The following is a 13,382-nucleotide window of genomic DNA, read 5'->3' as shown; positions in this document are numbered from 1 at the left end:
GATACAGCATCTGAATTCACCAAAAATCCCCTGTGGGAGCGAGCTTGCTCGCGATGAGGCCAGCCCAGGCGCACCAGTCCCTGATCAGAGGGAGGGCGTCCAAGTCACCCCAAACAACCAGGTCCGACCTTCTTCGCGATAGCCGTATTGCGCTCCGTCATGGCTATACAGCGCCCGGCTGTAACCCTTGTCCAGCAGGTTATCCACCTTCATTTCCAGCTTCACCTCCCGACTCATCACCCAACTGCTGCGCAGCCCGAGCAGGGCGTAGCCGCCCAGGGCGTTACGGTTGTTTTCGTCGTCGTAGCTGCTGCTCACCGCTTGCCACGTGGCGCCCAGGCCCAGGCGGTCGAATTGCCGGTCCAGGTCCAGGCTCAAGGTCCGCCGGGCGCGACGGGCCAGGGTGTGGCCGCTGTCGCGGTCACGCGGGTCGATGATGGCCAGGCCCAGGTTGCTCTGCCAGCCGAACAGTTCCTGCATCAGGGCCATCTCAAACCCGTTGATCCGCGCCGAAGCGACGTTCTGCGGGCGTGAGTTACTGCCAAAGATGATCGCGTCTTCCAGGTCCGTGCGGTACAGCGAGGCTTCCAGGCGAGCGTCATCGCTCAGTTGGCTGCGCCATTGCAGTTCGTAGCTTTTGGCCGTCTCGGGTGCAAGGTCCGGGTTGCTGAAGTCCGGGTAGTACAGGTCGTTGAAGGTCGGCGCGCGAAAGCTCTCGCTGTAGGTCAGCAGCAGGTTGTTGTCCGGGTTTACCGGCAGGGTGAGGGTGCCGCTCCAACTGTTCTGGCCACCGAATTGCTGGTTCTGGTCGCGGCGCAGGCCCAGTTCGGTGGAGAACGTTTCGGCCTGGAAGCGGTGCTGGATAAACGCTGCACGGTTCCAGCGACTGTCTTCGTCGAACGGCGTGCTGCTGTTGATTCGATCTTCATGCCAATCGCCGCCGACGATCAGGCTGTTGAGCTCGTCCAGCTTCACATCGTTCTGCCAGGTCAGTGAGTCGCGGTAGGTGTTGAACACTTCTCGGACTTCGCTGAGCTTGTCGAAGGTTTTCTCGCGGTTTTCGCTGTGCCCCAGTTCCAGGCGCGATTTCCAGGCGTCGTTGAGCCGACCGTCCACATAACTGCTGAAACTGCTCACGGCAAAATCGCTGTAGGGCTGCTGGGGCAGTGATTCGAACGTGTTCGGGTCGAAGCGGCCGAACGGGTTGTCGTATTCGCTTTTGCCGCGGTTATCCAGCAGGTTCAGACCGATTTCCAGGTCATCGTTGATGATGTGGCTCAGGCTCAGGCTCAAAGACTGGTTGCGGTTGGCGTCGTCGTCGCGATCGCTGGCGTAGGACTCATGGGTCCGATTGGTCCCGGCGCTGTCGTCCAGGCTGGCCCCTAGATTGAAGCGTGTCTGCTCATCGCCACCGGACAGGCCCAGGCTGCGCTCCCAGGTCTGGTGGCTGCCGAAGCCCAGGTGCAGGCGCGGTTGCAGGCCTGGTTGGTTACCGCGACGGGTGAAAATCTGGATCACCCCGCCTACCGCATCGGCACCGTAGATCACCGAACGCGAACCGCGTAGCACTTCCACCCGTTCGATCTGGTTGATGTTCAGGCGTTGCAGGTTGCTGTCGCCGGAGGTTGAGTTGCCGATGCGTTGGCCGTCCACCAGCACCAGGCTCTGGGCTGATTTGGTGCCGCGAATGTAAATTCCCGGCAAGCTGCCGCGCCCGCCCTGCGCCGCCACCTGCACCCCCGGCACGCGGCTGAGCAGGTCGGTGACGCTGGCCGGTTGCAGGCGCTCGATGTCGTCGCGGGTGAATACGGTGTTGGCGGCGCTGCTGTCATTGCGGGCCTCGACCTGGCGGTTGGCACTGATGACCACGTCCGGCAGTTGCAGGGCTTGGTCGCGTTCGAAGGTGTCGGCGAGCAGGTCGGGGGTGGGGAGCAGGGAAAGGGTGAGGGCGAGGCGCAGTTTCATGGGTGTTCCGTGACTACTTGGTCCGCACAAAACCAATGTGGGAGCGAGCCTGCTCGCGATAGCAGTGTGTCAGGCAATACAGATGCCGACTGGTCTACTGCTATCGCGAGCAGGCTCGCTCCCACAGGGGGATATGTGTGGTCTGAAAATTACAGGCCCAGCAGTTGCAACCGCTGACGCACCGACGCTTCGATTCCAGCCTCATCCAACCCACACTCAGCCAGCATCTGTGCCGGCTTGGCATGTTCGACATAGCTGTCCGGCAAGCCCAGGTGCAGCACCGACTTGAGGATGTTCTCCCTGGCCAGGAATTCGCTGACCGCCGCGCCGGCGCCACCCATGATGGCGTTTTCCTCGAGGGTCACCAGCAGTTCGTGGCTGCCGGCCATCTCGCGCACCAGGGCTTCGTCCAAGGGTTTGACGAAACGCATGTCCACCACGGTGGCGTCCAGGATTTGTGCGACTTTCAGGGCTTCGGCCAGTTGCACGCCAAACACCAGCAGCGCGGTTTGCTTGCCTTGGCGGCGGATCACGCCCTTGCCGATCTCGATCGGCTCCAGGTCGGCTTCGATCGTTGCGTTCGGGCCGGTGCCACGAGGGTAGCGCACTGCCGCCGGGCCATTGAACAGGTGACCGGTGGTGAGCATCTTGCGCAGCTCGTTTTCATCGCTCGGGGTCATCACCAGCATGCCGGGGATGCAACGCAGGAACGACAGGTCGAAGCTGCCAGCATGGGTCGGGCCGTCTTCGCCCACCAGGCCGGCGCGGTCGATGGCGAACAGCACATCGAGGTTCTGCACCGCGACGTCATGGATCAACTGGTCATAGGCGCGTTGCAGGAATGTCGAATAGATCGCCACCACCGGTTTTGCACCTTCGCAGGCCATGCCGGCGGCGAGGGTCACGGCGTGCTGCTCGGCAATCGCCACGTCGAAATAGCGCTGTGGGTAGCGTTCGCTGAAGGCCACCAGGTCCGAACCTTCTTTCATCGCTGGGGTAATGCCCACCAAGCGTGGGTCAGCGGCCGCCATATCGCACAGCCATTGGCCGAACACGCCGGAATACTTCGGCCCGCCAGCCTTTTTCGGCGCGGCCGCCGGGGCGTCGAGGGGTTCGAGCTTGGTGATGGCGTGGTAGCCGATCGGGTCGACTTCCGCCGGGGCGAAGCCTTTGCCTTTCTTGGTGACCACGTGCAGGAACTGCGGGCCCTTGAGGTCGCGCATGTTGCGCAGGGTGGCGATCAACGTGGGCAGGTCATGGCCGTCGATGGGGCCGATGTAGTTCCAGCCCAACTCTTCGAACAGCGTGCCGGGTACCAGCATGCCCTTGGCATATTCTTCGGTGCGGCGGGCGATTTCCCAGGCGCCGGGCAGGCGCGACAGCACTTTCTTGCTGCCTTCGCGCATGCTGGCGTAAGTGCGGCTAGAGAGGATCTTCGCCAGGTAGTTGGACAGGCCGCCGACGTTGCGCGAGATCGACATGTCGTTGTCGTTGAGGATCACCAGCATGTTGGCGTTGACTTCCGGCGCGTGGTTCAGCGCTTCGAAGGCCATGCCCGCCGTCAATGCGCCGTCGCCAATCACCGCAATGGCCTTGCGCTCGCTGTTTTGCAGGCGGGCGGCAATCGCCATGCCCAGGGCGGCGCTGATGGACGTGCTGGAGTGGCCGACGCCAAAGGTGTCGTACTCGCTCTCGGAACGGCGTGGGAAGGCGGCGATGCCGTCCTTCTGGCGCAAGGTACTCATGCGCTCACGACGACCGGTGAGGATCTTGTGCGGGTAGGCCTGGTGCCCGACGTCCCACACCAAGCGGTCGTCCGGAGTATCGAACACGTAATGCAGCGCGATCGTCAGCTCGATGACGCCCAGGCCGGCACCGAAATGCCCACCGGTCTGGCCGACCGTGTAGAGCAGTTCCAGGCGCAACTCATCGGCCAGGGTTTCCAGCTCGGCTTCACCCAGGCGACGCAGGCCGTCCGGCGTGTTGGCGCGGTCCAGCAGGGGCGTGGTCGGGCGCTTGCGGGGAATCTCTTGAAACGTCGTGGGCATCAGGCGAATCGTTATAGGTATAGAAAGAGGCGGCAGTTTACCTTATGCATCGCAAGCTGCCCACGCGTTGGCCGGAACTTGGCCGATACGCAGTCTAAAGGGATTGACCCCATATCAACTGCGGCGTTCGACGATATATCGCGCCAAGTCGCGCAACGGTTCGGCCGCCGCGTCAAAGGGTCGCAGCGCGGCCAGGGCCTGGTCGCGCAACTCCAGGGCATAGGCCTTGGCAGCAGCGAGGCCGAGCAGGGCCGGGTAGGTCGGTTTATCCCGGGCGATGTCGGCGCCTTGGCGTTTGCCCAGGGTCTGGGTATCGCTTTCGACGTCGAGGATGTCGTCCTGCACCTGGAATGCCAGGCCAATGGCCAGGGCATAGGTTTGCAAGGCTTGTAGCTGTGCCGGTGTCGCCCGGCCGCTGGCGAGGGCGCCGAGTTTGACGCTGGCCTCGATCAAGGCACCGGTCTTGTGTCGATGCATGTATTCCAGAGCGCTCTGGTCCAGCTTCAAACCCACCGAGCCGAGGTCGATGGCCTGGCCACCGACCATTCCGGCGGGGCCGGCCGCCAGTGCCAGGGCGCTGACCATCTCCAGGCGAATCTGTGCCGGGCAATCGCTCAGGGCCGGGTCCAGCAGGGCGCTGAAGGCCAGGCTCTGCAAACCGTCGCCGGCCAGGATCGCGCAGGCTTCGTCGAATTGCTTGTGGGTGGTTGGCTGGCCGCGACGCAGGTCATCGTCGTCCATGGCCGGCAAGTCGTCGTGAACCAGCGAATAAGCGTGAATCAGCTCCACCGCGCAGGCCGCGCCATTGGCCTGTTCGGCCTGGCCGCCCAGGGCTTCGCACGCGGCATAGGCCAGCAATGGACGCACGCGCTTGCCGCCGTTCATCACGCTGTAGCGCATGGCTTCGTACAGGCGCGCCAGTTCCGGGCTTGGAGCGCTGAACAAACTATCCAGTGCAGCATTGACCCGAGCCTGGCTGCTGGCCTGATAAGCGCCGATCATTCAGGCTGGTCCGCGTCGAAAGGCTCTTCGGTCAGCTCACCGTCGCGCTCGAGCAGCAACTGCACCTTCTGCTCGGCCTGGGCCAGGGCCGCCTGGCAGTCGCGAGTCAAGCCGATCCCTTGCTCGAAGGCGGTCAGCGAGTCTTCCAGCGACAATTCGCCGTTCTCCAGGCGCTCGACCAGCGTTTGCAGGTCGGCCAGAGATTGTTCGAAATCCAGTGCAGCTTTTTTGCGGGCCATGGCGGCTATTCCGGTTGACTGTTAAACCGGCGCGACACTAGCAGACATGGGGTTTTGGGGCAAATCAGGGTGGGGCAAACCGAAGCGCGACGGTGGGCTTGGACCTGCCCGCTTTTGTAGCGAGGGAGCGGGGGCAATTGGGATCGTTTTTCATATTCGGCTCATTTTGTGAGCCGAATAAATCTTCTATTCGGCTCACGCAACCATCAGTACGTGATTTCCCACACAGAATCGCGCGTTCCCCGATTGTGAATAATCTGCCGAATCGCTAATCTTCGCGCCATCTATGGCCCCTAATGACGGGGCTTTCAGGCGAAACCCGAATAATGACAAGCAGCGCTGAGGATTGGCGCCGGGTTGCGTCATGCATGGCAGGAGGCATACGTGCGTTTTCTTTCGTTGTTGATCGTGCTGATGGGCGCGCCGCTGGCGTGGGCACAGCCTTCGGCTGAAATGTCGGAGCCGGTGGGCGGCTGGCGCTACAGCGGCTTGCTCGATCGCACTGAAAACCCGCAGGTCGCCTATCCCACGCCGCCCATCGACCGGGGCGTGCAGCGCAATCGCACGATGATCGAGGGCCGGCTCAAGGCCATGGGCACGGCCCGTCAGCCCCACAGCCTGGCGGTCAACGGCAATCCACTGAATCTCTATACCGACGACGAGGGGCGTTTCGCCCGGCCGTATGCGTTCGGCGCCGGCTCCAACAGTGTCGAGGTGCGCAGCTCCGAAGGCCAGTCCCTCAAGCGCGTGCAATTCTATGAAGCCAACAACCTGCGCACTCCGGCGCAGATCCGCGTGGTGCTGGGCTGGGACGATCCGAAGGCCGAACTCGATCTGCATATCGTCACACCCGACGGCCAACATGCGTTCTTCGGCCAGCCGGCGCTGACCAACGGCGGTGGCCTCGACCCCGATGGCGTCGATGGCCCTGGCCCGGAAATGTTCACCATGACTGCGCCAATGCACGGCACCTACCTGGTCTACGTGAACTATTGGGGCAACTACGGCAGTGGTGGCTACAACTTTGATGAGGCCAGTAACGAGAACGAGGTGATCACCTCGCAGATCAACCTGGTGCTCAACGAAAACACCGTCAATGAAAAACGCGAGACCTTTGTCGTGCCCCTGCGCGCCATTGGCGATCTGTTGCTGGTCAAGACTTTCAACTACTAAGTATCCGCTCCACGGATGAACAGGCCCTTGTGAATATGAGCGACAACACTGCTTCCCCGACCACGCCGACACCTGTCGCCAAACCTGTACGCCGTTGGCCGGCGCTGCTGATCGGGCTGTGCCTGGTGGTCGGTGTCGCCGCCGGGCTGGGCTGGTTCATGACCAAGCCCAAGGCGCCGCCCATGGAGCTGGCGTTGGAAAAACTCGGCCTGAGCCGCCCCGACGGCTTGCTCGAGACTCATTCCCTGAGCCAGTTGCCCAAGGATCTGTTGGCGGTGCCGTTCCTCAAGGCCACGCTCACCGAGGATTTCGTCTTCTATTACGAGGCCCACGCCGACCGCCTCGGGCTGATCGGTAGCCTGCGCCGGATCATCTACGAGCATGACCTCAAGCTGCAGGACAGCCTGATCGAGGAACTCTTCGACCAGCCCGCCGATGTGGCGCTGTGGCGCGGTGCCGACGGCCGCCTCAAGGATTTCCTGTTGGTGATGGATCGCGGCGGGCTGGCCAAGGTGCTGGAACCGTTGGCCAAGGTCGCCTTGGACGATACGCAGTTGAGCAAGCTCAGCGACCTGAAAGTCGCTGGCGATGACGTCGCGCTTTACCAACTCAGCTACAACGCCAGCAAGTCCCTGCTCTTCGCCTCCCATGGCGACAAGCTGGTCGTGTTGTCCAACCCGAGCAAACTCTATGACCCGGCCAGCGGCGCAACGGTTGAGCCGGGCAGCGTTTCGACCACCGCCCTGGCCGCCTTGCTCAACGGCGACAAACTGTTCCCCGAGGCTTTCGGCCTGCCGGCCAAGGCGCCGCAGGTCAAGCAGCGCATCTCGGTCAACGCCAGCGTGCTCGCCATGGGCTACCAGCGCTTCATCCCGAACTTCGCTGGCTTGCGTTTCGACATGGACGACAAGGGCTGGCACAGTTTCCTGGCCATGGACGAACTGGAAAACCAGCCGGACTTCGACTTCAAGCCGATCTGGCAGGCCATGCCCATGGGCGCCAGCGCCTGCGTGGCCTTGCCCCTGGCCGCTGAACAACAGAAGCCACTGCTGGTAAAACTCGGCGCCGAGGAAAAGGCCGCCCAGGCCATGGTCGAGCATATGGCTGGCTCTGCGGGCCTGTGCTGGTACGCCGATTCGCGGCTGTACACGCCGCTGCTGGTGGCGAGCCTGAACGAAGACGACGGCAAGCTCGACGCCGACATGGGCAAGCTGTTCGGCTCGATGGTGGGTGCCTATGAAAACAACGTCGCCGAACATGCCTTCCCGGTGGTGGAGAAGCAAGAAGGCTCGACGCACCAGTGGCAGCGTCAGGTCAGCTCCAATTTCGGCCCCTACCTGGCCAAGGACGCAGAGCAGCCCGATGCGATTACCGGCAAGGCGTTCATGCGCGTCAGCCTGGCACGGCACGGTTCGACCCTGCTGTTTTCCCTCGACGACAAACTGGTGGACAAGGCCCTCGGCACCCTCGACAAACGCTTCCCGCCCATGGCCGATGTGGTGCCCAAGGATTTGCTGATGCCGATCTACTTCGGCCCGGACGCCATGGCGCAACTGATGCAGCGCGAGACCCTCGACAGCCTGCCCCAGGACATGGAGCCGGTGTTCTATAACGCCGCGCAGACCTACCTGATTCCGAAACTGCGCACCCTCGGCGGCTACGGCAAGTACGCCCTGACGTTGCCAGCGGGCAGCGAGCCGGACGGTCACTGGCAGTGGCTGCCGCTGGAATGGAAAGCGCTGTGACAGGACTGATCCGCAGCCCCGGCTTGGCGTTGATCCTGGCGTTGCTGCTGGGCGGGCCTGCGTTTGCCGTCGACTCGCCGTCGTTGGATGTGCAGCAATCCCAGGTCTTTCGCGCCTGGTTCGTGCGCATCGCCCAGGAACAACTGAGCAGAGGCCCGAGTCCGCGCTGGTATCAGCAGGACTGTGCCGGGCTGGTGCGCTTTGCCGCCAATGAAGCGCTCAAGGTCCACGATGACAAATGGTTGCGCAGCAATGGCCTGTCCAATCGCTACCTGCCACCGGAATTGCCGCTCAGCGATGCGCAACGGCGCCTCGCCCAACAATGGCAACAGGGCGGCGGCAAGGTCGGGCCCTACGTCAACGCCATCAAGCTGATTCAGTTCAACAGTCATCTGGTGGGCCGCGATGTGGCCCAGGCACGTCCCGGCGACCTGATGTTCTTCGATCAGGGCGACGACCAGCACCTGATGATCTGGATGGGCCGATACATCGCCTATCACACCGGCACCACAACCCCTACTGACAACGGCATGCGCTCCGCAAGCCTGCAACAACTCATGAACTGGAAGGACACCCGATGGATACCCGACGCAGCCAACCCCAACTTCATCGGCGTCTATCGACTCAACTTTCTCTCCCAATGACCGGTGCCCGCATGCTGCGCTTGTGTTCAAAATTGCCCCTGCTGTTTGCCTTGTTGCTGGCACCCCTCGTGAACGCTGAAGACACCGTGGAGCCCAGCGGCTACACGCCGGTGTCCGGGGAAAGCTTCTTCCTGCTGGCCGACAGCAGCTTTGCCAGCGACGAGCAGGCCATGGTCCGCCTCGAAGCACCGGGTCGCGACTACCGTCGGTTCCGCATGGAGCCCTACGGCGGCGCCGATATCCGTGTCTATCGCATCGACAAGCCGCTGGACTTCCTCAAGCGCCAGAAGAACCTGCACCGCGTAGTCAGCGACGGCCAGTTCAAGGGCGAAGGCCTGTCGAACACCCTGGCGTACCTGTGGGACAACTGGTACCGCAAGTCCCGTCGGGTCATGCAGCGGGCATTCTCCTACGAGTCCCGCCAGCAAGTGACCGAAGAAGTGCCAGAGCTGAAGATCGGCGACGCCCTGGTCGCGCCGACCCCGTACGACGCACCGGCACAATTCGCCTTGATCCCGGGCTTGCCGGTGGTCAGCCAGTTCCGTTATCCGCTGTGGGAAGCCAAGCCGATCCAGCCGCCTGCGGGCGTCAACCTGGCCGGCTCGTCCAGTGAGTTCGTCAGCGTCGCGCCGGGCAACGTCTATGTGCCGCTGGGCCAGTTGAAACCGGGCCTGTACCTGGTGGAAGCGCTGATCGGCAAATACCGCGCAACCACCATGGTCTTCGTTTCCAACACCGTGGCGGTGAGCAAGATTGCCGGTGACGAGCTGCTGGTCTGGGCCGCACGCAAGCATGAAGGGCGTTCGGTGTCCAAGGTCAACGTGCTGTGGACCGATGGCCTGGGCGTGATGAGCAGCGGTGCCACAGATGAAGACGGTCTGCTGCGCCTCAAGCACGTCAGCCCGGAGCGTTCGTTCGTCATCGGCGAAGACGAGGAGGGCGGGGTATTCGTCTCGGAAAACTTCTACTACGACAGCGAAATCTACGACACCAAGCTCTATGCCTTCACCGACCGGCCGCTGTACCGGCCGGGGGATTGGGTCTCGCTGAAAATCGTCGGTCGCGAGTTCAAGAACGCCCGTGACTCGGTGCAACCGAGCGCCGCCGACGTCAATGTCAGCGTGCTGGATGCCACTGGCACCGCGCTGCAAACCCTGGCCCTGAAACTCGATTCCAAGGCCGGCACCCAAGGCCGTTTCCAACTGCCGGAAAACGCCGTGGCCGGCGGCTATGAGCTGCGCTTCAGCTACAAGGACCAGCTCTACAGCAGCGCCTTTCGCGTGGCCGAATACATCAAGCCGCACTTCGAAATCGCGCTCAACCTGGCCAAGCAGGATTACCGTACCGGCGAGCCGGTCAAGGGCAATCTCGTGCTGCTGTACCCGGACGGCAAGCCAGTGGCCAACGCCAAGGTCAGCCTGAGCCTGCGCGCCCAGCAATTGTCGATGGTGGATAACGAGCTGCAATACCTGGGGCAATTCCCGGTGGAGCTGACCAGCAGCGAAGTGACCACCGATGCCAAGGGCAACGCCACCCTCGACCTGCCGGCCGCCGACAAGCCGAGCCGCTACACGCTGACGGTGTTTGCCAGCGATGGCGCGGCGTATCGGGTCAAGACCACCAAGGAAATCCTCATCGACCGTGGTGCGGCGAATTTCCGCCTGAGCGCCCCTCAGCGTTTCAGCGCCGTCGGCCAGAAGGTTTCGTTCAGCTACGCCAACGAAGGCGGCAACGACCAGGCCAAGGCCGTCACCCCTGGCAGTTATGGCTGGGTACGGCTGGAAGACCAGAGCACCGGCGAGGGCAAGCTTGCGGCCAAGGACAAGGGTTTCAGCCTGACCTTCGACCGCCCCGGCACCTACAACCTGACGCTCAAGGATGACCACGGCCGAGTCATCGGTGCCGCCGGCCATGCCGTGACCGGCGAAGGCATCAAGGCCGTACCGGGCACCGTCGAGATCGTCCTCGATAAAACCGAATACAAGACCGGTGACGAAGCCCTGGCGCTGATCACTTTCCCGGAACCGGTCAGCGATGCGCTGCTGTCGCTTGAGCGCGACAAGGTCGAGGCCACGGCGCTGCTGTCCAAGGGCGGTGATTGGCTGAAGATGGAAAAACTCAGCGACACCCAATACCGCGTGCGCATTGCCGTGAAGGATGCCTTCGCACCGAACATGACCTTCTCGGTGCTGTACACCAAGGGTGGCCAGTACAGCTTCCAGAACGCCGGCATCAAGGTGGTTGCGCCGCAGATCGACGTTGCCGTCGTTACCGATAAAGCCACCTACCGGCCGGGCGACACGGTGACCGTGGACCTGAGCACCCAGTTCGCGGGCAAGGCGATCCCCGCGCACCTGACCGTCAGCGTCGTCGACGAAATGGTCTACGCCCTGCAACCGGAAGTGGCGCCGACCATCGACCAGTTCTTCTACCACCCGCGCCGCAATAACGTGCGCACCAGCGCTAGCCTGTCGTTCATCAGCTACGACGTGGCACTGCCGGGCAGCCCCGGCGCGCCAGGCAAGGCCAACCGCAGCGAACGTGGGGTCAAGGTGCTGGAGCGGCCACGTCGCGAAGACGTCGATACCGCCGCGTGGCAACCGGAGCTGGTCACCGACGCCAGCGGCAAGGCGCGCTTCACCTTCAAGATGCCGGACTCCCTGACTCGCTGGCGCATCACCGCCCGGGCCATCTCCGACGACGGCCAGGTGGGGCAGAAGAAGCAATTCATCGGTTCGGAAAAACCGCTGTACCTGAAGTGGAGCGGCCCGACCCGCTTCCGTACCGGCGACAAACCGCAGATGGGCCTGTTCGCCTTCAGCCAGGCCGAAAAGCCGCTGACGACTGAGCTGTTGATTCGTTACGCCGGCACGGAACAACGGGTCGTGGCCGAGCTGAAAAACGGTATCAACTACGTGCCGCTGCCGACCATGGACCTGAGCAACGGTGACTTGAACGTCCAGTTGCAAGTGAACGGCGAAACCCAGGACACCCTGGCCGTGCACCTGAACGCCAGCGGTAACGGTTGGCAAGTGACCCAGAGCCAGCGCCTCGATGTGGTCAGCGGCGATACGCCGCTGAGCCTGCCTGCCGACGCCAGCGACATCCGCCTGCGCCTGGATGACAGCCCGCAAGCGCTGTTCCGTTCGGCCCTGGACGACCTGTTGAGCTACCCCTACGGCGGCGTCGAGCAGACCGCCAGCCGTCTGCTGCCGTTGAGCATCGCCTACCCGACCCTGGCGTCGAACCCGCAGATCCGCGACCGCTTGCGGCTGATCATGCAAAACAGCCGCTTGCGCCTGGTGCAGATGGCCGGGCCGTCGGCGAGCTTCACCTGGTGGGGCCAGGACGGCGAGCCGGATGCGTTCCTCACTGCCTACGCTTATTACGCCGACTGGCACGCCAGCAAGGCCCTGGACCTGAGCCTGCCGCCGGAACACTGGCAGCGGGTGCTGGAGGTCTACGCCAAGCAGGCCGGGAATACACCGCTGCTGCAACGAGCGTTGATCCTGTCGTTCGCCAAGCAGATGCAACTGCCGGTGAACACCTTGCTCAGCGGCCTGATGGACGACCTGGCCAAGGCCAGCGAAGACACCGCCGAGAGCGTGCTGGACAGCGGCGAAGACAGCCTGGTGATGAACGCTCCGGACTCAGCCCTTGGCTTGGCCAGCGCTCGTGTGCTGACCGCGTCCCTCGCCAAACAGGCGAAGGTGCCGCTGCCGGCGGCCTTCAGCCGTCAAGCGGACGCCGCACAACAGCAACTCGAACTGAGCTCGCAGCCGTTCGTCGAGGCTCTGGTGTTGTCGTTGCAAAACTTCGACCAAGCTCGCGCCACGGCCTTGCTGGAGCGCGTGCTGCCACAACAGTCCACCCTGGAACGGGCCCTGGCCTTGACCTGGCTGCAACGCAGCATCGAACAGGCGGCGCCGGCCGTGGCCCTGGCGCCAGGCGAAGGCTGGAAAGCCAAGCAAGGCGCCAGCGGTGAAACCTACTGGCAGTGGCAGGGCGCGCAGTTGCCGACCCAACTGACCCTCACCGGTGCCCAGGAGCGTCCATTGCAAGCGGCGCTGAGCTTCCAGAGCCAGCAACCGCCGGTGGCGCCGATGGCGGTGTCCATCACCCGTCGCCTGTCGCGCCTGGTGCCGGGCGACGAGGCGTTCACCTTCAAGCTCGAAGCCGTGGGCAACAAGCCGTTGTCCAGCGACAGCCTCTACCTGGATGAAGTGATCATCAACAGCAAGGCGCCGACGCCGCTGCGCTACGGCATGCTCGAAGTGCCGCTGCCACCGGGCGCCGATGTGGAACGCACCACCTGGGGCATCCAGCTGCAGGGCAAAGCCGACAGCGAACCGACTTCCCTGGAGAAAGCCCGCTTCGAGCCAGGCCAGATGGCCTATGCGGTGCCGGTGGATGCCCTCAGTGGCGAGCTGCGCCTGCGGCATTTGGTGCGCTTCTCCCAGAAGGGCCAGTTCAGCTTGCCGCCGGTGCGCTTCACTCAGGTCTACGCGCCGCAACATCAGGCGCGGGAACAGAAACCGGCGCTCGGTCAGGTGACGGTCAACTGAC

8 protein-coding genes are annotated in these 13,382 nt (G+C 63.3%); 4 read left to right on the top strand and 4 right to left on the bottom strand.

Features of this window, described 5'->3' with window-relative positions; all coding sequences use genetic code 11:
• Positions 1-84: 84 nt before the first annotated feature.
• From SGN16_RS26010 to SGN16_RS25995, 4 genes are all read right to left on the bottom strand, one after another.
• Positions 85-1,965, bottom strand: a complete 1,881-nt coding sequence (locus SGN16_RS26010) for a TonB-dependent receptor (protein ID WP_335945917.1) — start codon at positions 1,963-1,965, stop codon at positions 85-87.
• A gap of 149 nt (positions 1,966-2,114) precedes the next feature.
• A complete protein-coding gene (gene dxs, locus SGN16_RS26005; protein WP_335945918.1) occupies positions 2,115-4,013 on the bottom strand; it encodes a 1-deoxy-D-xylulose-5-phosphate synthase in 1,899 nt (632 codons plus the stop codon).
• Between the two features lie 114 nt (positions 4,014-4,127).
• Positions 4,128-5,015, bottom strand: coding sequence for a farnesyl diphosphate synthase (locus tag SGN16_RS26000; protein ID WP_335945919.1), 888 nt, complete (start codon positions 5,013-5,015; stop codon positions 4,128-4,130).
• Positions 5,012-5,254 (bottom strand): exodeoxyribonuclease VII small subunit, encoded by a 243-nt coding sequence (locus tag SGN16_RS25995; protein WP_047229733.1) that lies wholly within the window; start codon positions 5,252-5,254, stop codon positions 5,012-5,014. The genes SGN16_RS26000 and SGN16_RS25995 overlap by 4 nt, the downstream gene beginning before the upstream one ends.
• A 414-nt stretch (positions 5,255-5,668) precedes the next feature.
• Between SGN16_RS25995 and SGN16_RS25990 the strand changes: the two genes are divergently transcribed.
• From SGN16_RS25990 to SGN16_RS25975, 4 genes are read left to right on the top strand one after another with little or no spacing between them, the layout of a single operon-like run.
• Positions 5,669-6,427, top strand: a complete 759-nt coding sequence (locus tag SGN16_RS25990) for a DUF2135 domain-containing protein (protein ID WP_335945953.1) — start codon at positions 5,669-5,671, stop codon at positions 6,425-6,427.
• A gap of 35 nt (positions 6,428-6,462) precedes the next feature.
• Positions 6,463-8,172, top strand: a complete 1,710-nt coding sequence (locus tag SGN16_RS25985; RefSeq protein ID WP_335945920.1) for a DUF2138 domain-containing protein — start codon at positions 6,463-6,465, stop codon at positions 8,170-8,172.
• A complete protein-coding gene (locus SGN16_RS25980; protein WP_210641297.1) occupies positions 8,169-8,816 on the top strand; it encodes a DUF1175 family protein in 648 nt (215 codons plus the stop codon). Before SGN16_RS25985 ends, SGN16_RS25980 begins: the two co-directional genes overlap by 4 nt.
• On the top strand, positions 8,813-13,381 hold the full coding sequence (locus SGN16_RS25975; RefSeq protein ID WP_335945954.1) for an alpha-2-macroglobulin: 4,569 nt from the start codon (positions 8,813-8,815) through the stop codon (positions 13,379-13,381). Before SGN16_RS25980 ends, SGN16_RS25975 begins: the two co-directional genes overlap by 4 nt.
• The last annotated feature ends 1 nt before the right edge of the window (position 13,382 follow it).

This window comes from Pseudomonas sp. G166, assembly GCF_037027455.2.
Taxonomy (GTDB): Bacteria; Pseudomonadota; Gammaproteobacteria; order Pseudomonadales; family Pseudomonadaceae; genus Aquipseudomonas.
The sequence above is the reverse complement of the archived record's forward strand: the minus strand, read 5'-3'. Positions and strand labels throughout refer to the sequence as shown.

Excerpts from the sequence above, each read along its gene's own strand:
- SGN16_RS25975 (WP_335945954.1), top strand. The coding sequence starts at position 8,813 with ATGACCGGTGCCCGCATGCTGCGCTTGTGTTCAAAATTGCCCCTGCTG.
- SGN16_RS25990 (WP_335945953.1), top strand. The coding sequence starts at position 5,669 with ATGGGCGCGCCGCTGGCGTGGGCACAGCCTTCGGCTGAAATGTCGGAG.
- dxs (WP_335945918.1), bottom strand. The coding sequence starts at position 4,013 with ATGCCCACGACGTTTCAAGAGATTCCCCGCAAGCGCCCGACCACGCCC.
- SGN16_RS25995 (WP_047229733.1), bottom strand. The coding sequence starts at position 5,254 with ATGGCCCGCAAAAAAGCTGCACTGGATTTCGAACAATCTCTGGCCGAC.
- SGN16_RS26000 (WP_335945919.1), bottom strand. The coding sequence starts at position 5,015 with ATGATCGGCGCTTATCAGGCCAGCAGCCAGGCTCGGGTCAATGCTGCA.
- SGN16_RS25985 (WP_335945920.1), top strand. The coding sequence starts at position 6,463 with ATGAGCGACAACACTGCTTCCCCGACCACGCCGACACCTGTCGCCAAA.
- SGN16_RS26010 (WP_335945917.1), bottom strand. The coding sequence starts at position 1,965 with ATGAAACTGCGCCTCGCCCTCACCCTTTCCCTGCTCCCCACCCCCGAC.